The organism is Clostridium sp. KNHs216 (assembly GCF_006714885.1).
Classification (GTDB): Bacteria; Bacillota; Clostridia; order Oscillospirales; family Acutalibacteraceae; genus Caproiciproducens.
In genome coordinates this window covers 1,088,886-1,108,764 of sequence record NZ_VFMF01000001.1, presented here as the reverse complement: position 1 = coordinate 1,108,764, position 19,879 = coordinate 1,088,886, and the positions used below count along the sequence as shown (strand labels likewise).

General features: G+C 52.5%; 15 protein-coding genes. 12 read left to right on the top strand and 3 right to left on the bottom strand.

Annotated elements, in window-relative coordinates:
- Nucleotides 1-166: 166 nt before the first annotated feature.
- From LY85_RS05390 to LY85_RS05365, 6 genes are all read left to right on the top strand, one after another.
- Nucleotides 167-1,048: a LysR family transcriptional regulator gene (locus tag LY85_RS05390; protein WP_141825785.1), complete on the top strand. Its 882-nt coding sequence runs from the start codon at nucleotides 167-169 to the stop codon at nucleotides 1,046-1,048.
- A 186-nt stretch (nucleotides 1,049-1,234) separates the two neighbouring features.
- Nucleotides 1,235-2,179 carry an AraC family transcriptional regulator gene (locus LY85_RS05385; protein ID WP_141825784.1) on the top strand — a complete coding sequence of 315 codons (945 nt, stop codon included), beginning with the start codon at nucleotides 1,235-1,237 and terminating at the stop codon, nucleotides 2,177-2,179.
- Between the two features lie 117 nt (nucleotides 2,180-2,296).
- Nucleotides 2,297-4,093: an ABC transporter ATP-binding protein gene (locus LY85_RS05380; RefSeq protein WP_141825783.1), complete on the top strand. Its 1,797-nt coding sequence runs from the start codon at nucleotides 2,297-2,299 to the stop codon at nucleotides 4,091-4,093.
- Entirely contained in the window at nucleotides 4,083-5,819 is a 1,737-nt protein-coding gene (locus tag LY85_RS05375; RefSeq protein ID WP_141825782.1) for an ABC transporter ATP-binding protein, read from the top strand. Before LY85_RS05380 ends, LY85_RS05375 begins: the two co-directional genes overlap by 11 nt.
- Nucleotides 5,820-5,973: 154 nt before the next feature.
- Nucleotides 5,974-6,672, top strand: a complete 699-nt coding sequence (locus LY85_RS05370; protein ID WP_141825781.1) for a 2'-5' RNA ligase family protein — start codon at nucleotides 5,974-5,976, stop codon at nucleotides 6,670-6,672.
- A gap of 5 nt (nucleotides 6,673-6,677) precedes the next feature.
- On the top strand, nucleotides 6,678-7,124 hold the full coding sequence (locus tag LY85_RS05365; RefSeq protein ID WP_141825780.1) for a low molecular weight protein-tyrosine-phosphatase: 447 nt from the start codon (nucleotides 6,678-6,680) through the stop codon (nucleotides 7,122-7,124).
- A gap of 80 nt (nucleotides 7,125-7,204) precedes the next feature.
- On the opposite strand, the gene LY85_RS05360 is transcribed toward LY85_RS05365, so the two are convergent.
- Nucleotides 7,205-8,572, bottom strand: a complete 1,368-nt coding sequence (locus tag LY85_RS05360) for an FAD-binding oxidoreductase (protein WP_141825779.1) — start codon at nucleotides 8,570-8,572, stop codon at nucleotides 7,205-7,207.
- Nucleotides 8,573-8,821: 249 nt separating this feature from the next.
- On the opposite strand from LY85_RS05360, the gene LY85_RS05355 reads away from it, so the two are divergent.
- On the top strand, nucleotides 8,822-9,550 hold the full coding sequence (locus tag LY85_RS05355) for a nitroreductase family protein (RefSeq protein WP_141825778.1): 729 nt from the start codon (nucleotides 8,822-8,824) through the stop codon (nucleotides 9,548-9,550).
- Nucleotides 9,551-9,654: 104 nt separating this feature from the next.
- Nucleotides 9,655-10,860 carry a YibE/F family protein gene (locus LY85_RS05350; RefSeq protein WP_185741112.1) on the top strand — a complete coding sequence of 402 codons (1,206 nt, stop codon included), beginning with the start codon at nucleotides 9,655-9,657 and terminating at the stop codon, nucleotides 10,858-10,860.
- 274 nt (nucleotides 10,861-11,134) lie between these two features.
- Here the strand turns inward: LY85_RS05350 and LY85_RS05345 are convergent, their stop codons facing one another.
- Together LY85_RS05345 and LY85_RS05340 are read right to left on the bottom strand one after the other, a co-directional pair.
- Nucleotides 11,135-12,991, bottom strand: a complete 1,857-nt coding sequence (locus LY85_RS05345) for a cation-translocating P-type ATPase (RefSeq protein WP_141825776.1) — start codon at nucleotides 12,989-12,991, stop codon at nucleotides 11,135-11,137.
- A gap of 122 nt (nucleotides 12,992-13,113) precedes the next feature.
- On the bottom strand, nucleotides 13,114-13,389 hold the full coding sequence (locus LY85_RS05340; protein ID WP_141825775.1) for a metal-sensing transcriptional repressor: 276 nt from the start codon (nucleotides 13,387-13,389) through the stop codon (nucleotides 13,114-13,116).
- Nucleotides 13,390-13,842: 453 nt separating this feature from the next.
- On the opposite strand from LY85_RS05340, the gene LY85_RS05335 reads away from it, so the two are divergent.
- The 4 genes from LY85_RS05335 (at nucleotide 13,843) to srtB (ending at nucleotide 19,730) form a co-directional block, all read left to right on the top strand.
- Nucleotides 13,843-14,064 (top strand): hypothetical protein, encoded by a 222-nt coding sequence (locus LY85_RS05335; RefSeq protein WP_141825774.1) that lies wholly within the window; start codon nucleotides 13,843-13,845, stop codon nucleotides 14,062-14,064.
- A 162-nt stretch (nucleotides 14,065-14,226) separates the two neighbouring features.
- Nucleotides 14,227-15,603 (top strand): PhoH family protein, encoded by a 1,377-nt coding sequence (locus LY85_RS05330; protein WP_141825773.1) that lies wholly within the window; start codon nucleotides 14,227-14,229, stop codon nucleotides 15,601-15,603.
- A gap of 178 nt (nucleotides 15,604-15,781) precedes the next feature.
- A complete protein-coding gene (locus LY85_RS05325) occupies nucleotides 15,782-17,515 on the top strand; it encodes a metallophosphoesterase family protein (protein ID WP_141825772.1) in 1,734 nt (577 codons plus the stop codon).
- 145 nt (nucleotides 17,516-17,660) lie between these two features.
- Entirely contained in the window at nucleotides 17,661-19,730 is a 2,070-nt protein-coding gene (gene srtB / locus LY85_RS05320) for a class B sortase (protein ID WP_141825771.1), read from the top strand.
- Nucleotides 19,731-19,879: the final 149 nt, after the last annotated feature.

Genomic DNA, 19,879 nt, shown 5'->3' with positions numbered 1-19,879 from the left:
TGACGATTAGTAAAATATTATTATCTTATTGATACTATTAGAAAATGATTATGATTACAGCAATTCCATTTCCATTTGAGAGACAAAATGTTCCTCCCCCGCCCTTGACAGGGGAGGAACACAACCTTGCTGCAGAACCAGCTGAAAAAGCTGTGGAGGAGAAAATATGACGTTAAGGCATTTTAAAATCTTTGTCGCGGTCTGCGATACCATGAATATGACAACGGCGGCGGAAAGGCTTTTTATCTCTCAGCCCGCGGTGAGCCAGGCGATCGCGGAGCTGGAAAACCACTACGGGGTCCGGCTTTTTGAGCGGCTGTCGCGAAAGCTTTATCTTACGCAGGCCGGGCGGAAGCTTTTGGGCTATGCGCGCCATATGATACGCATGAACGCCGAAGCGGAAAACGATATGAGGGCTCTTTGTCACAGCGAAACCGTCCGCCTCGGCGCGAGCGTCACCGTCGGCGCCCATGTCCTGCCGGAAGCCGTTTCAAGGTTCCGGACAATTAATCCGGCGGTAAGGATGGAAGTGGTCGAGGACAATACGGCGAAAATAGAGGATCTGATTCTGAAGGATGCCGTTGACCTTGGACTGGTCGAGGGCGAAACCGTTTCCCCGGACATTGTCAGCCGCGCCTTTATGGACGACGAGCTGGTTCTGATCTGCTCTCCCCGTCACCGTTTTGCCGCCTGCGGCGAAGTCGATCCGCGGGAACTGGGAACGGAAAATTTTATCATCAGGGAAAAAGGAAGCGGAACCCGAAAAACCTTTGAGGATAAAATGGCCGAAAACGGATTTCCCTGGGAAGCCGCCTGGACCTGCAACAACGCGGATACCATTAAAAACGCCGTGGCGGCGGGGCTGGGCGTTTCCGTCATCTCCGCGCGGGCCGTCCGGAATGAAGTGAAATCCGGACTGCTGTGCCGCAGGGATGTGAAAGGCATCCGCTTTCAGAGGCGGTTTAAACTGATTTATCATAAAAACAAGTACCTGACGGAGGCCATGAGGAATTTTATGTCGATGCTGGAGCAGGGGCCGGAACCATAGGCCTTTCAGAATTTTCTTGTATTTGAGGTTAGCATATGCTAACATAAAACTACATCAACCATTTCAGTTTGCAAGACAAAACACGTTCCTCCCCCGCCGAAGGCGGGGGAGGAACGTGACCTTGCTGCAGAATCAACTGGAAATGCTGTAAATTATTAAGATTGTTCCTGAAAGCGGGGGAATGCGATGGTATCGAGAACAAAACAGGCGTTTGGTCCGGAGGTAAGCATGGAGTCCCAAAGCGGAATCCGGACGGTTTACCATGTCGGGTATGAGGACGGGGAAGGGACCATGACGGTCCTGAGTCTGTTTCCGGGAGTGGACCTGATCTTGAATGATTTTTCCACGTTTCATTGCTTTCAGTCCGCGTCGCCCCAGCCCGGCATGATGGAAATCAATCACTGCCGGAGGGGCCGCTTTGAATGTGAGTTCAGGCGCGGTACCTATGCTTATATGGGAGAAGGGGACCTCGCGGTCAATATGCTGGAAAACGCCGCCAGCGGCAACTGTTTCCCCCTTAAAATGTATCAGGGCGTCTCCGTCTTTATGGACCTTTGGGTCGCCGAGAAATATTTTGAAGCACAGCTGTCCGGCTTCCAGATTCATCTGGACGGACTGCGCGAAAAGCTCTGTCCCGAAAACCGGTGCTTTGTTCTGAAATCCCCAGAACGGATACAGTGGATTTTTGACGAAATCTACCGGGCGGACTGGGAAATACAGGCGGGATATCTGCGGCTGAAAACGCTGGAGCTGCTTTCCCTGCTGGCAGATCTGCCGTCCTCCCCTTATGAAACAGTCCCTTATTATGACGCGAATCAGGTGCGGAAGGTAAAACATATCCGGGACCATCTGACGCGCTCCCTCGAAAAGAACATCACGCTGGCACAGTTGGCGCGGGAGCACAAAATCAGCCTGACAGGCTTAAAAAACTGTTTCAAATCCATTTACGGAAAGGGCGCTTCGGCTTACCGGCGGGAATACCGCATCCAGACCGCCGCCGAGCTGCTGCGCGACAGGGCGCTTACCGTAGCGGAAATCGCGGGCCGGGTGGGGTACGAGAATCCCAGCAAGTTTTCTTCCGCCTTTAAAGAAATCATGGGGATGAGCCCCTCGGAATACCGCAATAAATAGCTGGCCTTTCGGAGCAGCCGGGGCTTTTTGGAGTGGAAATCCCTTTTTGCATCTTTTACAATAGCTTGTAGTTAGCGTACGCTAACCGAACACTTTGTATATTGAAGGAGGAAATTTATGCATAAGCAAAAAACGGGGATTCCACGGCTGCTTGAGTTTGCGGGAAAGTACAAAGCTCTTGTTGTGACGGCCTGTGTCCTGTCGGGAATCAGTTCGGTATTTATGCTGCTGCCGTTCGTCTGCATTTGGTTATGTGTCCGGGAGGTTCTGCGTGCTGCTCCGGACATGTCCGCGCTCAACGGCGGTAGCCTTGCCATGTACGGCTGGTGGGCGGTGGCCGCTTTCGCGGTGGGCTTCGTTCTCTATTTTGCGGCGCTGATGTGCTCCCATCTTGCGGCGTTCCATACGGCCAGAAATATGAAATCACAGGCCCTGCGGCATCTGGTCACGCTTCCGCTGGGCTTTTTTTCGCTGAACAGCAGCGGAAAGCTGAGGAAAATCATCGATGAAAACTCCGGTCAGACCGAAACGTTTCTGGCGCATCAGATTCCCGACCTGAGCGGGACTGTTGTAACGGCGGTGACCATGCTGGTCTTATTGTTCATATTTGACTGGCGGCTCGGCCTTATCTGCCTGATTCCTATGGCCGCCGGATTTGTGATTCAGATGAAAATGATGACCGGGGAATCCATGGATTTTATGAAAGTGTATCAGGATTCTCTGGAGGAGATGAACAATGAGGCGGTGGAATACGTCCGCGGAGTGCCTGTTGTAAAGGTGTTCCAGCAGACCGTCTATTCCTTCAAGAGCTTCTACAGCTCTATCATGAAGTATAAAAAATACGTCTCCGCTTACGCTCTCTCCTTTAAGAAAGCGATGAGCGCTTTTACCACCATTCTGAACGGAACCTTTTTCCTTTTGATTCCGGCCGGGTTCCTTTTCGCCGTGTATGCGCCGGACATCCGCCTGTTTCTGCAGAACTATATTTTTTATCTCCTGTTTACTCCGGCCTGTTCCGCTATGATCAATAAGATCATGTATATGGCCAGCTATAAAATGATTGCGGAGGAATCGGTGCGCCGCATTGATTCCCTGCTGCAGGAAAAACCGCTTCCGAAGCCGGACGTGCCGAAAATGCCTTCCGGGTCGCAGATCGAATTCTCTCATGTTTCCTTCACCTATTCCGGTTCGGAAATCCCGGCTCTGAACGACGTCAGCTTTACCGTCCCGGCCGGCTCCACGGTCGCGCTGGTGGGTCCTTCCGGCGGCGGAAAGACCACGGCTGCCAGCCTGCTTCCCCGTTTTTGGGATGTAAATGCCGGAAGTGTCAAAATCGGCGGAGCAGACGTGCGGGACATCGAGCCGGACGTGCTGATGAAGCAGATCGCGTTTGTCTTTCAGGATTCCCGTCTATTTAAGGATACTGTTTTTAACAATATCCGCGCGGCGAAGCCGAACGCCGCTGCTGCGGAGGTGGAAAGGGCCGCCCGGGCGGCTCAGTGCGGCGATATTCTCGAAAAGCTGCCGCAAGGCCTGCAGACAGTGATCGGGACCAGGGGCATTTACCTGTCCGGCGGCGAACAGCAGCGGATCGCTCTGGCACGTGCGATTCTGAAGGACGCGCCGATTATCGTTCTGGATGAAGCCACCGCTTTTGCCGACCCGGAAAACGAACATAAGATTCAGGTGGCCTTTGAAAAGCTGACAAAGGGAAAGACGGTGCTGATGATTGCGCACCGGCTTTCCACGGTGAAAAATGCGGACGAAATTCTGGTGCTGTCCAACGGCACAATCGAGGAAAAGGGCCGGCACGAAGAGCTGCTCAAAAACGACGGAATTTACGCTTCGCTGTGGCGTGACTATCAGAGCTCCGTTTCCTGGAGCGTCGGCAAGGAGGTTTCCTATGTTTCGTAAGATATTTGCCCTGAGCGAGCAGGGCGCCAAAGACCTGAAAAAAGGGATCGCCGCCAGCACCGTGGCTGATATCAGCCTGATGCTGCCGGTCGGCCTGCTGATCCTGACCCTGCAGGAGCTCCTGAAACCGCTCTTCGGCGGCTCCTCCGATACCGGAAAGGTCTGGAAATACACGGCGATCGCCGTGGGGCTTCTGGTTGTTATTTTTATTCTGCACTACATTCAGTACTGCAACACCTATGTTTCCGCATACGAGGAAAGCGCGAACCGCCGGGTGACGCTTGCGGAAAAGCTGCGGATGCTGCCGCTCTCCTTTTTCGGACAGCGCGACCTGAGCGCGCTTACCATCACGCTGATGGGCGACTGCACGGAGCTGGAGCACACCTTCTCCCACGCGGTTCCCCAGCTGTTCGGGTCCGTGATTTCCATTGCTCTGGTGGGAATCGGGCTGTTCGTCATGGACTGGCGGATGGCGCTGGCGACGCTGATCGTCCTTCCCGCGGCGCTGATTGTGACCGTCGGGAGCAAAAGAATTCAGGATAAATGGGGGACTAAGAAGGTCGATATCAAGCTGGCCGCCGCCGACGGTGTGCAGGAATGTCTGGAGACTGTCCGCGATATCCGCGCGTGCGGGCGGGAAGAGGAATACCTTTCGGCGCTGGACCGGAAGCTGGACAGGGTCATTTCGGCGTCCATCCGTTCGGAGCTGATAACGGGTGTTTTTGTTTCCTCGTCCCAGCTGATTCTGCGGCTTGGATTCGCCATCGTTATTTTAGTGGGGGCCGGCCTGCTTTCGCAGGGGCGGACGGACTTTCTGACTTACCTGATCTTTTTAATGACGGTCTCCCGTCTGTATGACCCCCTGTCCGTCTGCCTGATGCATCTGGCGGAAATATTCAACGCGCAGATCCAGATACGGCGTATGAAGGAGCTGGAAAATCATCCGGTTCAGGCCGGAAGCAGCCGGTACAATCCCGATGGATACGACATCGTATTTGACCATGTGGGATTTTCCTACAACGACGGGGAAACGGTTCTTGATGATGTATCGTTTACGGCGAAGCAGGGGGAGGTTACGGCCCTGATCGGTCCCTCGGGCGGCGGCAAGAGCACGGCTGCCAAGCTGGCGGCCCGGTTCTGGGACGCGGACCGCGGGAAAATAACGGTCGGCGGCGTCGACGTGACCGGAGTGGAGCCGGAAACGCTTCTGAAAAGCTTTGCCATCGTCTTTCAGGACGTGGTGCTGTTCAACGATACGATCCTCAACAACATCCGTCTGGGGCGCAAGGGCGCGACGGATCAGGAGGTGTACGCCGCGGCCAAAGCCGCCAACTGTGACGAGTTTATCCGCCGCTTCCCCGACGGGTACCACACCGTGATCGGGGAAAACGGCTCCACCCTTTCCGGCGGGGAACGCCAGCGTATCTCCATTGCGCGCGCGTTGCTGAAGGACGCGCCGGTCATCCTGCTGGATGAAGCGACCGCCTCCCTCGACGTGGAAAACGAGACCCAGATTCAGACCGCAATTTCACGTCTGGTCAAGGACAAAACCGTGCTGATTATCGCACACAGGATGCGGACCGTCGCGGGCGCGGACCATCTGGTCGCGCTGGACAGCGGCGTCGTGGCCGAACAGGGAAAGCCGGAGGAACTGATGAAGCGCGGAAAGCTTTATCCCCGTATGGTTCAGCTGCAGCGGCAGAGCGCGGAGTGGACCCTGAAATAACAAAAGAATTTTCATCAATGAAGGGGCCGTTGCTAAACGGTCCCTTCATTGACTCACCGAAAAAACGGGGTTATAATTTGTTTATGCATACAAAAGGGGTACACAGCCTCTGGGTATGGCGATTAAAAAATGATCCTGATTTTGAGGTGATCGGATGGAGCAGGCCTCCCTTTATTCGGAAATCGCGGAGCGGGGTACTGACTGCATCCGGAATTCCAAAGAACAGATTGACCTCTGGCTGAAGCACCCGGAGGACGACACCCGCAGGGGCATCGCCCTGCTGATCCGTATTCCCGATGAAGCGAAGGAACAAATTTTGCGGATGGAGCAGGCGCTTCGGAAGGCGGAGCCGGATCAGTACTATTACCCGGCGTCCGATTTTCACATTACCGTGCTGGATATCCTTGCGGCAAAACCCGGCTTTCCCTGTACCCATGCTCTGGCGGAAAGCTACGGCGGGGTTTTGGCCGAGGTCTTATCCTGTTTCCAGCCATTTTTCGTTTCGCTTCGCGGAATCATTCCCAGCGAGGGCGCGCTTCTGGTAAAGGGATACAGTGAAGAGACGCTTGCACAAATCCGCCGGGCGCTGCGGAACGGACTGCGCAGCCATCACTTGGCACTGGATGAGCGCTATGAAACGGTCTCGTCCCATATCACCTTTGTCCGATTTATGGAACAACTGCAAAACAGGCGGGAACTGCTCCGCATTCTGGAGAAAAACGCCGAGCGGGGGTTTGGGCGTTTTGAAGTGAAGAGCCTGCAGCTGGTTTATCACGACTGGTACGATTCCAGAAAAACTGTTCTGGCAGAATACAGTCTGCAGATGCTGCAGAAACAAAAAATAATGGAGTGAATATAGTGCCTAAAATACTGTTTGTCTGTCACGGCAATATTTGCCGCAGCCCGATGGCTGAATATGTTTTAAAGCATCTGGTCGCCCAGAGAGGACAAAAAGAGGATTTTACCATTGCCTCTGCCGCGACCAGTACCGAGGAAATCGGGAACCCGGTTCACCGCGGCACAAAGCGGAAGCTGAGCGAGGCCGGTATTTCCATGGACCAAAGGTCGGCTGTTCAGCTCCGGAAATCCGATTATCATACATACGATTATCTCATTGGAATGGACAGCCACAATATCAGAAATATGCTGCGGATTCTGGGCGGCGACCCGGAAAAGAAGGTGTGCCGGCTGCTGGATTTTACCTCCTCGCCGCGGGACATTGCCGATCCGTGGTACACCGGTAATTTTGATATTACCTACAATGATATTATGGAAGGCTGCACATCCCTGCTTGAACAAATGTAAAGGCGGTTCCCGCCGCATGATAAAAACGCTCCCCGGCATATGCGGGTGAGCGTTTTTCTGTGGTACGGATTTCTCACACTTCAATGGCAGTGAGGACCGGTATAAAAAGGAATAATGCTCTGCGGAAACTGAAAAATGTTGTCGGGGTCATATTGATCCTTTATCTCTCTCAGTCTTCCTGCGTTCAGCCCGTAGTAGGCGTCCAGATAGTCCCTGAGTCCGCTGTAGGGGAAATTCACATAAGAGCCTTCCGTCACACTTTTCAGGTAACGGAATTGCCTGTTTACCCAATCAACATTACTGTGCTCATATGCCGGATTGGTCCATACGGATTGTATCCCGATGATATATCCGGCGTCACGATAGAAAAAGGCTGTCTCTCGACTGCTTTTTTCCTTCACCTTTCCACCGAGTGCGTAAAGCGTCAGCGCGCTGTACACAGAGCCCTGCGGGACTTCTTCAAGCAGACTTGTCACCCGGTACACTTCACTCTCATTGAACGGACGTATCACAAAGCGGCCGGTGGATTTGAACATCTGGGAGCTTGGGTAGCTGTTCCCGATGATGGTGACGGCTTCCCAAAAGGACATTTCCTCCATGCTTGCTTCATTTTCTTCCAAATCCGTAAACGGCTCCATAATGATACGTGCTTCCTGTGAAGCTCCGTAGAAAATGCCCCTGAGGTAGATGGCGTAGCCTTCCTCCTGCGAATGATAGATGCTGGCAATCAGTGTGATTCTTTCATCCGCCTGTGCAAGCCATCTCTGCCATGTTGTCAGAAATTGTGCTCTTCTCTCCTCGACGGTATTTTGATAATATACTTCCACAAACGTTACGCGGCTGATTTTCGGCGGCAGACGAAATGTCATGGATACAATAACGCCAAAGCTGCCGCCTCCCCCTCCGCGGCATGCCCAGAAGAGATCCGGATTGCATTCGCTGCTTGCGGTTAAGATTTTTCCTTTATAGTCGACGAGTTCCAGTTCGACCAGACTGTCGCATCCCAGTCCGAAACGTCTGCAGGAAAGGCCCCAGCCTCCGCCAAGTGCGTAACCGCTCAATCCCACGGTGGGACAGGTTCCGCCGGGGAAAGGATACCCCTTGGAAGAAACATACTCGTACAGTTCTCTGTTGCTGACTCCCCCCTCTACGGTAACTGTGTTTTCATGGATGGAAATAGCCTTCATGCGGCTGACGTCAATGATGAGAACAGAATTCCCCGTAGAGTATCCTTCGTAATTGTGCCCTCCGCTTCTGATTCTGAGAGGAACGCAGTGCTGTTCGGACCACAAAACGGCATTTGAAACGTCAAGTTTATGATAGCAATATACAATAATTAACGGGTATTTTTGAATAGCCCGGTTCCATTCCTGCCGGTCTTTCTGATACTCAGGGTCCTGCGAGGTTACGACTTCTCCCGTTAATCCGGAAAAATAACGATCGTTCAAATGAAACCCTCCTAAAACTGATAGTCTGTCTATCCACTTTATGTAAGGGAACCCGTTTGGTGAGTCTTTGTACCCGTCAGCGGAGCGCTAACTTCGGTCGCGATGACAGGTGGTCTTTTCGCAGGCCGTAAAGCTGTCCTTTCGCCCGATCGTTTGATTCTTAGAGGACATCGGGAAGAATTTGCAGCAATTTCCGGAGAAGCCCGGCGCAAATGTGCTATAATAAGCACAAAACCTGTCAGGAGGAAAATGAGATTGGAAAACGAAGTTTTAAAACAGCTGGGGGAGAGAAAATCGGTGCGGGTCTTTGAGAACCGGGAAGTTTCTCAGGATGTGAAAAACGAAATCATTGCCTCGGCGTTTGAGGCGCCTACGGCCGGAAACATGATGCTGTACACGATCATCGATGTGACGGACAGCAAGCGTAAGGAGCAGTTATCCGTCCTTTGCGACCATCAGCCGTTTATTGCCAAAGCCCCGGTGGTTCTGGTCTTTGCGGCGGATTATGACAAGTGGTATAAAATGTTCGGCGCCGCTGGCCTGTTCCCCCGCAAGCCCGGACCCGGCGACCTGCTGCTCGCCTGTTCCGATGCCCTGATCGCCGCGCAGAATTCCGTAACGGCGGCTCATTCGCTGGGGCTTGGCTCCTGCTATATCGGGGATATTCTGGAAAGTTGTGAAAAGGTCCGGGAACTTCTCTCTTTGCCCGAATATACACTCCCGGCTGTCATGGTGGTCTACGGATATCCCACTCAGCAGCAAAAGGAAAGGGGAAAGCCCGGACGTTTTGACAAGGAACATATCGTCCACACAAATTCGTACAGGGAAATGCAGCCGGAAGAACTGCTCCGTATGTACGGTGAGAATGGCTCGCGGGAGAGTCTGGAGGCTTTCTGCAAAAGAAAATATATGTCTGATTTTTCACTGGAAATGAACCGGTCCGTTTCGGAGTATCTGAAAAATTTCATGGACCGCTGAAAATTTTATATTGAGAAAAAAGCGTCTGATGAATGCCGCGTAAAATCAGTTACATAATTGTTGCCTTGTGGTCATACAAATTGATAACGAAGGTGATGATGAAGATGTACAAGCAGAACAGGACCGCTTATCTTTTTGTTTTGATTTTATCCATTCTGTTTCTTTACGGGGGCAACCGCATCGCGGAACAGCATAAACTCAGCATTATTGTTCAGAGCAGGGATTCGGAATTGGACGATCAGGTCTTTGCTCAGGTCACAGCCGTAAACAGTACCCAGCCCGATCAAAACGATTCCACAAGAAAAATCGTAACGTTTACTGCAAAAATCACAAGCGGACAAAACAAGGGTGAAATGGTACAGGCTACCCAATATTCCTATATCGATAATCCGACAATGCCCCCCGCGGTCAGCCAAAACAACAAAGTGGTCTTGGGGAAATTGACGCAGGACCAGAGTACGGAATGGGTGTTCGAAAATTATGAGAGAATCGATCAGATCATCCTTTTGTCCGTTATTCTGGCGGCGCTGATCCTGATTTTCGGCGGAAAAAAGGGAGTGCATACCGTCATTGCCTTACTTCTGACCTGCCTGTCCGTCTTTTATGTTTTTCTTCCGATGATTCTTGCGGGGTTCAATATCTACCTCTGTACGGTGCTGGTCAGCATCTATGTCATCTGTGTGACGTTCCTGCTGACGGGCGGGATGAACCGGAAGAGCCTGGCCGCGGCGCTGGGCTGCATCGGAGGGGTCGTTTTCTCCGGAGGCATTTATCTGGTGTTCAACCATACCATGAAGCTGACCGGTTTTTACAACGATCAGTCTTCCCGGCTGATAGAGCTGTTTGCAAACCAGCCGCTCAATCTTCAGGCGGTCGTTTTCGCCATGGTTACCATCGGAGCGCTTGGCGCCACCATGGACGTGGCGATGTCCATCGCCTCTTCGCTGGTGGAAATAAAATCAAACAGAGGCAGCCGTATTTCGCGGTATATCCTGATAAAATCGGGCCTGACCATCGGGCGGGACATTATGGGGACCATGATGAATACGCTGATCCTGGCTTACGTCGGAAGCAGCCTGGTCACTCTCATCATTTATGCCGCCTCCGATTATCCGATTATGCAGCTTGTGAATCAGGAGGAAATCATCGTTGAGTTCCTGCAGTCGCTGGTTGGCAGCCTCGGCATGCTTCTGACCATTCCGTGCACCACCTTTATTTCGGCAATGGTTTGGTCGGAACCGGGAGCGACGGAACCGGCAGCCCAAAATCAGCGCCGCGGCGGCCCTTCTGTGCATAAAAGGATATCTTGAATTTCCGGCTGCTTGTATTTGCAAGCGGCCATCAGGAATTCTACAGCAATTCCATTTCAGTTTGCGAGACAAAACACGTTTCTCCTCCGCCTTCGGCGGGGGAGAAGCGCAACCCTGTTGCAGAATCAACCACGTTTTTGTAACTCGGGACAGGAAGAATCTGCATATAAAGAAAGCCCTCTCAGCAAGGAAAAACTGAGAGGGCTTGAGATTCCGGGAATATATTTATGGTTAAACCATGATACTCGAATTGCTCAAAACGGAGTTCAGCTCTTTATTCCGTTTTTCTCCATTTTAAAAGCAGGGAAGAATTGATAATGACGGCGACTGACCCGACATTGTGGACCAGGGCGCCGACCACCGGATTCAGAATGCCGGTGATGGCAAGGGCAATCGCGATGAAATTCAGCGTCATAGAGGCAGTGAGATTTACTTTGATCGTCTTCATTGTCTTTTTTGAGAGCTGTAAAAGGTGAGGAATCTCCTTGATATCGTCGCCGACCAGCACGATATCCGCCGCGTCAATGGCGATGTCGCTGCCGATGCCGCCCATGGCAATCCCCACGTGGGCGGTTTTCAGCGCCGGGGCATCGTTGATACCGTCTCCCACCATGCAGACCGGCTCGCCCTTTTCCTGATACGCATGGATTTCCTGCAGTTTCTTCTCCGGCAGGCAATCCGCCCGCACATCCTGAATGTTCGCAGCCTGAGCGATATGAAATGCGGCCGGTTTTGCGTCTCCGGTCAGAAGGACGGTTTGAACCCCGGTCCGGTGAATGGCCTCCACCGTCCGGGCGGCGTCCGGACGAAGGGTATCGGAGAGGGCGATCATACCAACGGCGCTTCCGTTTCTTGCAAGGGAAATTACGGTGCAGCCGTCCGATTTGGCCTTTTCCTCCGCCTGCAGAAGCTCATCCGGAAGAATGATCCGGTGTTCCGCCATCAGCGCCTCGTTTCCCGCAAGAATGTCCTGCCCGGCGTAACGGATGGCTACGCCGCGCCCGGCCAGCATTTTAAATTCCTCCGGCTGCTCCGGCGGGGTTCCATGCTTTTGCAGGTAGTCCGCAACGATTGCCCGGCCAAGCGGATGTTCGGAGCGCAGCTCCGCGGCGGCCGCCAGTTCCAAAAGTGCCGTATCATTCAGCGCGGGATCGATGCTATGTATCTGTGTAACCGCCGGCTTGCCGTAGGTCAGGGTTCCGGTTTTATCGAAGGCGATCCGCTGCACCTGCGACAGCCGTTCCAGGGCGTCCCCTTCCCGGACAAGGATGCCGAACTTCGTCACGTTTCCGATTCCGGCCATGATCGCGGTAGGGGTGGCGAGTACCAGCGCACAGGGGCAGAACACTACCAGAATGGTAACGGAACGGATGATCTCTCCGGTGGCAAACCAGGTGATGAAGGCAGAAAGCAGTGCGGTCACCACGATCCATGTGGCCCAGCGGTCTGCGATTCCGACAATTTTTGTTTTTCCGGCGTCTGCGGATTCTACCAGGCGGATCATACGCTGCAGCGAGCTGTCCTCTCCGACCTTCCGCGCCGTCATGTCAAAGGTGCCGAACTGATTGACCGTCCCGCTGAACACCTCGTCGCCCTCGCCCTTGTCTACCGGCAGGGATTCGCCCGTCATGACGGACTGGTCGATGGAGGTTTGTCCTTTCAGAATCGTACCGTCCACGGCGACGGTTTCTCCGGCCAGGACGCGCAGGATATCTCCGATTTTCACCTGTTCCGCAGGGATATTCTGTTCCTTTCCGTCCCGAACGACTCTGGCGGAGGCGGGGGTCAGATGAACCAGTTTCTCGATTCCCGCGCGGGCTTTGGCTACGGTCCGTTCCTCCAGATAGCCGCCGATCGCCATGATGAAAGCCACCTCGCCGGCCGCGAAGGTCTCCCCAATAAAAATGGATGCGATCAGGGCGATGGACACTAAAACATCCGCTTTGATATCAAACTTTGTAATCAGCCCGACAAGGGCTCCTTTCAGAATCGGGAAACCGCACAACAGGATTGCCACCCATGCCGCGTCGATCGGAAGATTGCCGATATGAAAAAAACTGATGATCAGCGCGGGGGCGGAAAGGCAAAGAAAAAGTACGTCCCGTCTTTCCTTATCTTTTAACAGAGCCAAGCGAACACTCCTTTCTATACCTATGGGGGTATAGGTTTATTATACCCATGGGGGTATCTTCTGTCAATAAAAAAACAGCCGTTTTATACAAAACAGCTGTTTTTTGTTGTTTTTGATGGCTTCTATGACATCCTTGAAAAATGCTCCACCGCCTTGGCGAAATCCGCGATAGTCTTTTCCGCGTCGCCGTGCTCGATGCCCTCCCGGACACAATGGTTCAAATGACCTTCCAGAACGACCTGCCCCACCTTGTGCAGGGCGCTTTTTGCGGCGTTGATCTGGATCAGAATGTCTTCACAGGGGACGTCCTCATCCACCATTTTGTCGATAGCCTTGATTTGCCCCAAAATCTTGTTCAGCCGTCTGTGCAGATTATCGCAATCCATGCATTTGCGCATAATCCCACCTCCTTTATACCCATAGGGGTATGAAAATACTATATCATCTTTATTGCTTATCGTCAACCTGCAATCAAATTGCGGGCAGCCGATCCTGCCGGAGAAAAAACAATTCTGAAATTAAAAAAGCCGCTCCGTTTGGAGCGGTTCAGAAGAGAGGGGGGTAATGAAAAAGAATTTATATGAAGCCCCGCAAGGGGCAATTGCTGTTTGTCTGCCACCTTTTTATGGTTCGGTATTCCGTCCATACCCATCAGTGTGACAGTTTTTATTTGATGTGCTTATTGTACCCGTTCTCTGTTAAGATAAAATGAACGTCCTGTCAAAGTTATGTTAATTCGGGTGGCGAAAATCCAAAGCTTCCAGCCATTGGCATTGCCATCTTGGTTTTTTAATGGGTTTATAACGCAATCTGAACATGCTTCGCCTATGATAGGGAATGAGGTGATAGCAATGACAGAGCGTTTGGATGTAATATGGAATGAAAAAAACCAACGGGTTGACGAACCTGCGCTTGTCAGGAAAAACATACAGAGAATCCTGAACGAATGGAAGACCTTAAAAAGGGTCCAGCTGCAGTCCGGCAAAACAGAGGATTATCCCGAAATCGCTTTTCTGAATAAAAAAATTCAGGAATTCGAAAAAGATTTACGGACTCTGCAGACCAATCCATGACGGCGCCCCGTTCGCTTTTGCCCGAAAAGATCTCTGACAGTAGGGTAAAAGCAAAGCACCACGGCATCACATAGAAATGTGTGGTGTTTTTTTATTCGTTAAATATTTCCTTTCAGGTTTCGGGCTGCACTCCCTATTAATTTTTATTTTGGAGGCATTCTAATGCAACAAAAAAACGGAAACAGGAAAAATTATGTGCTGGATACGAACGTTTTGCTGCACGATCCCGCGTGCATCCATAATTTTAAAGGAAATAACGTCATTCTTCCCATGGTTGTGCTGGAGGAAATCGATTCTCTGAAATCGAGAGACGGGCTGTGCGGCTGTCAGGCGAGACAGGCCGTGCGGGAGCTTTCCCAAATGGTGGAGGGGAAGGCACAGCAAAGCATTCAGGACGGAATCGAGCTTGAGAAAAATATCATCCTCAAAATTGAAATGAACGGCTATCATAATGTGACGGAAATAACCGACGAGCTGGATTTGAAAAAAAATGACAACAGAATCCTGCTTACTACGCTGAGCATCAAAAAAAGGGATTTGGAAATCCCCACCATCCTTGTCTCCAAGGATATCTGCATGCGGCTCAAGGCGCAGGCCTTCGGCATTGAGACCGAGGACTATGAAACCGACCGGATCGCGCTTGACGACCTGTATCGGGGCTATGTGACGGCAACGCTTTCCTCGGAGAATATTGACAAGATCTACGATTCTGGGCTGGCCTGCCCGAAAAAGCTCAGGCTTTTCCCGAACCAGTTTCTTTTGATTCATGCAAAGGATTCTCCGGCGCGTTCGGTTGTCGCCCGGTTCGACGGTGAGAAGCTGGTCCCGCTTCAGTTTGAAAACAGGACCGCGTGGGGACTTACGCCGCTGAATCTGGAACAGAAAATGGCCTTCGAGCTGATGATGGACGACAGCGTTAAATTTGTCTCCCTGACGGGCGGCGCGGGTTCGGGGAAAACGATTCTCGCCACCGCCGTTGCGCTGGAAAAAGTAATCGAACAGCATGCGTACCGCAAAATCGTGTTTGTCCGTCCGGTGGTGCCGGCAGGGGACGACATCGGGTTTTTGCCGGGAAATGAGGAGGAAAAGCTCCGGCCCTGGATGGGCAGCTTCTATGACGCCTTTGAAAACCTGATGTACTGCGGCCGCAACCGCAAGCCCAGAAAAAATTGTATGGAGGACAACACCTCCGTCGACGCGATTATCGAAAACCTCAAGTGCGCGGGGACGATCGATATGAAAACCTTTACCTATATGAGGGGAAGAACGCTGACCGACGCATTCGTCATCGTGGATGAGGCGCAGGAAACGACGCCCCATATCGCCAAGCTGATGATGACACGGGCCGGGCAGAATTCCAAGTTCGTCTTTATCGGTGACCCGACGGATAATCAGATCGACAATGCTTTGGTCGACTCACGGTCCAACGGACTGGTGTATCTGGTTGAAAGGTTAAAAGAGTCCGCGCTGACAGGCCATGTGACGTTGAGCCAGGTGGAACGCAGCCCGCTCGCGCGCCTTGCCGAAAACGCGCTCTGATTCCGGACGGCAAGGCCTCTCGCGGCTTTTCGATAAGATATTCTAAGGCGGAACCTTTGTAAATTCCAATTTAAACTTTATTTAAGCTTCTGCGAATTCATTGAAATCGCTTGATTGGGTTCGTATACTGAAATCGATGACGATGTCAAATTTAACCAATGAATTTAAGGAGGGCAATATGAGACAAACATCCAGAATGATTTTATGCGGCGTTTTGGCGGCCGGTCTGGCAATGTCTTCCGTTACAGGCGCTTTTGCCGCAACGGAACACTTCTCCGACGCAACCACCGACCAGTCGTGGTCCGGCTGGACACAGCAGTGGGAAACGTCTGTCAGCACCAATTACGAGCAGGTTTCCCTGACCCCCGGAAGAAACCAGAGCGAACTGAATTTCGGCTGGTACTCCAATACGGGCGCCGCGGCGACTCCGGTTGTCAAGCTTGCCGCAAAGGAAGATATGAGCGATGCCAAAAGCTTTCAGGGAACGGCGGGTTCCGCGATCGACGGCTACCGCAGCAACAAGGTGACCGTCACCGGCCTGAAGGAAAACACCGCGTATTATTATACCTATCTGACGAATGGGGTGGAAAGCAAACCGGCAAAGTATTCCACAAAAAGCTTTTCCAGCTTTAAAATGCTGTTCTTCGGCGATCCCCAGATCGGCGCTTCCAAAGGGCAGACGGTTTCTACCGGCGACAAGCTTGAAAACACCTCCAGCCTGAACACTGCCGCCAGAAACGACGCCTTTAACTGGAACACCACGCTGAATGTCGCGTTAAAGGCCAATCCGGACACCAGCTTTGCCCTCTCCGCGGGTGACCAGATCAACAAAAACGTGAACGGAATCGACCCCGGCAACGAGATCGAATACGCCGGCTACCTGTCTCCGGCCGCGCTGAAGTCGCTGCCTGTCGCCACGACGATCGGCAACCACGACGCCACCAACAAGAGCTATGCGTTCCATTTCAACAACCCGAACTCCTTCACGGCGGAAACAAGCCCTTCCGCAGCCGGCAACGGTTACTACTACACCTATGGGAATGCGCTGTTTGTCGTGCTGAACACCAACAACTATAACTGCGCGGACCACGAAGCGCTGCTGAAAAAAGCGACGCAGGAAAATCCCAACACCCGCTGGAGGATCGTCATGTTCCATCAGGACATCTACGGCAGCGGCGCCGACCACTCCGAGTCGGACGGAATGGTTCTCAGAACCCAGCTTACTCCCATTCTGGACAAATATGACGTGGATGTCGTCCTTCAGGGCCATGACCACAGCTATTCCAGAAGTTACCTGCTCCAGGGCGACGGAAAGGTCCATGCCGCCTACGACGCCAATAAAACGAGCACCGGAGAATTTGACTGGGACAACGTGGTTGACAAGGCCACCGGAAAGGTGTACCCGTACTACCCGAAGGCGGACGATGCCGCCGGTAAAGCCGCCAACGCCGCTTTCATTCAGGGGAATAACTGCTATACGATCAACAATAACAAATCCGCCAAGGTGGTGAACCCCCAGGGCACCTTGTACATGACCGCCAATTCCGCCACGGGCAGTAAATTTTATGAGCTGATTTCCCAGCAGCAGAACTTCGTCGCTTACAGAAACCAGAACTGGAAGCCGAGCTATTCTGTCATTTCCATCAATGACAAGGATTTCAGCATCTCCACCTACAGCATTGTGGACGGAAATACAAGCCAGATCGATTCCACCTTTACAATCGAAAAAACCGTCAACAGAACGCCGGCCGCGGCCAGCACTTCAAATACAGGTACAAAAGGTCAGGCGCCTTTGACCGGTGACACAAACGATCTGACCGGGATGATCGCGCTTGCGGCTCTTGCCCTTCTCGGTCTCGTAACGGCGGTTATCGCCGCCGTAAAAGGCAAACGGGTCAAGGCAGTCAAATAATCGGAATAACAATGAACAGAACTGTTTCACGGGAGGCGTAAGCGCAGGCTTTCGCCTCCCTGCCTGTCGGTGCCGAAATGCCGCCGGTAAGAAAAAACCGGCCTGTGGCACGACTGAAAACTATAAAATCAGGGGATTGAAGAATATGCTGAAAAAATTGTTTGCAGATAAGCGGGCGAACGCGCGCAGGGCGGTGATTGCCGTACTGGCGGTGGGATTCCTCATTTTCGTCTATTTCATCAATCAGGTGCAGAAGCCGGAGCTTGTCACTACGGTGGGCCGCACCTTCGAGAGGGCCAAAGTGGTGGAGGTGGTCAAAGACAATCTGCAGGAGGACGGCCGGCGTTACGGCGAGCAGACCGTACGGCTTCTGATGCTCAGTGGTCTGCAGAAGGGCGAGACCGTGGAGGCCACCAGCTCGGCGGGATATCTGTTCGGCGCCGGCTGTACCCCCGGCATGGAGGTTATCACAATCCAGAGCGTTTCCGGCGATATTTCCGTTACCTCCGTCTACAGCGCCAATCGGGAGCCGGTTGTTTATGCCTTTGTGCTGCTGTTCTTCCTGATTCTCTGTGTCATCGGCGGAAAGCAGGGAGTCAAAGCGTCCATCGGGCTTATTTTTACTTTGGCCTGTATCATTCTGCTCTATATCCCTCTGATTTTCCGCGGATTTTCCCCCTTCTGGGCGGCCGTGCTGGTGGCGATTGTCACAACGCTCGTCACCATGTACCTGATCGGCGGGCCTTCGAAAAAAACGGCCTGCGCCATTGTCGGTTCTATTGCCGGTGTTATCATTGCGGGCTTGGCTGCCACCGGATTCGGCTATTTTGCGGGAATATCCGGCAACAACGTATCGGATATTGAAAATTTACTGTTCCTGGGGGAAAATACAAAAATTCAGGTCAGCGGCCTGCTGTTTTCCGGTCTGCTGATCGCCTCCCTCGGCGCCGTGATGGATGTGGCGATTTCCGTCGCCTCCACCATCAATGAAATTCAGGAACAGAACCCCAGCCTCAGCCGGATGGAGCTTTTCCGTTCCGGTATCAGCGTTGGGCGCGACATGATGGGCACCATGTCCAACACGCTGATTCTCGCCTTTGCGGGCGGTTCCGTCAGCGTGCTGGTGACAAACTATGTTTATAATCTTCCTTATGTACAAATTATCAATTCTTACGGAATCGGCATTGAAATCATGCAGGCGTTTTCCGGCAGCATGGGCGTTGTTCTGACGGTTCCCATCGTGGCCGCGGTTTCCGCTTTTTCCATGGCCTCCGCCCATACCGGTCCCGTTCCGGCGGAGGAAACGGGCGCCGGCCCTTTGACGCAGGCGGAAGCGTTCGCCGCGCCGCCTGAGGAAGAGGCTTTGCAGGTGACGGAAAAACCCGCGCTTTCTGAAAATCCCGACGCTTTTCGGGAGCTCTTTATTCTTGTAAAACGGAAAGCGGCCCCCGTTATCCGCGGATACTGGAAACCGGCGGTCGCCGTGATCTGTCTGCTGATTCTGGTGTTTTGCGGGTCGCGGTTCTACGCCGTTTACAGCGATTATGAAAACGGAAGAAAAGAGTATGAAAAGGCGGCTCAGACCATGTCCGAACCGTTCCCGCCGTCCTCTTCCGCCGCCGCACGGCAGAGCGGTGTGCCGGTGACTCCCGCGGCGGACGGCTTTGCCTTTGATTACCAAAAGCTGACCGCGCAGAACAGTGACGCCGTCGGCTGGCTGCGTTTGCCGAAAACAAACCTGAGCTACCCCATTGTGCAGGGGAAGGACAACGCCTACTATTTAAACCATACTTTTTACAAAAACAACAGCAGCATGGGAGCGATTTTTCTGGATTACCGGATTGAAAGCGGCCCCGGTTCAAAAAATTCGATTGTGTACGGGCACAATATGCGCAGCGGCGCCATGTTTGCCGCGCTTTGCAATTTTCGGGAGAAGGGTTACTATGAGCAGCATCCGGAAATGGAGCTTTACAGTAAAGCGGGAAAGGCCGACTGTAAAATCTTTTCTGTCCATGAAGCGAAGCCGGACAGCGAGACCTACACGTATTCCTTTTCTGACCAAAGCTCTTACGGCAGCTACCTGCAAAAAATGAAGAAGCTTTCTCTGTATGATACCGGAGTGGAAACGAACGCTGAAAGCCGCATTCTGACGCTGTCCACCTGTGTGAACGATGCGCGCGACATGCGCTTTGTGGTGCACGCCGTCATTCTTTAAAATATACTGGCTTCCGTTCGTGAGACTCCCTATGTCTTGAAAGGATTATATACTTTATATATGGAATAGTAAAGCAGGAAAATTCACCATATTTACACCATTTTACCACTGTTTTTGTTATGGTGCAATAAATCCACTATAATTGAACC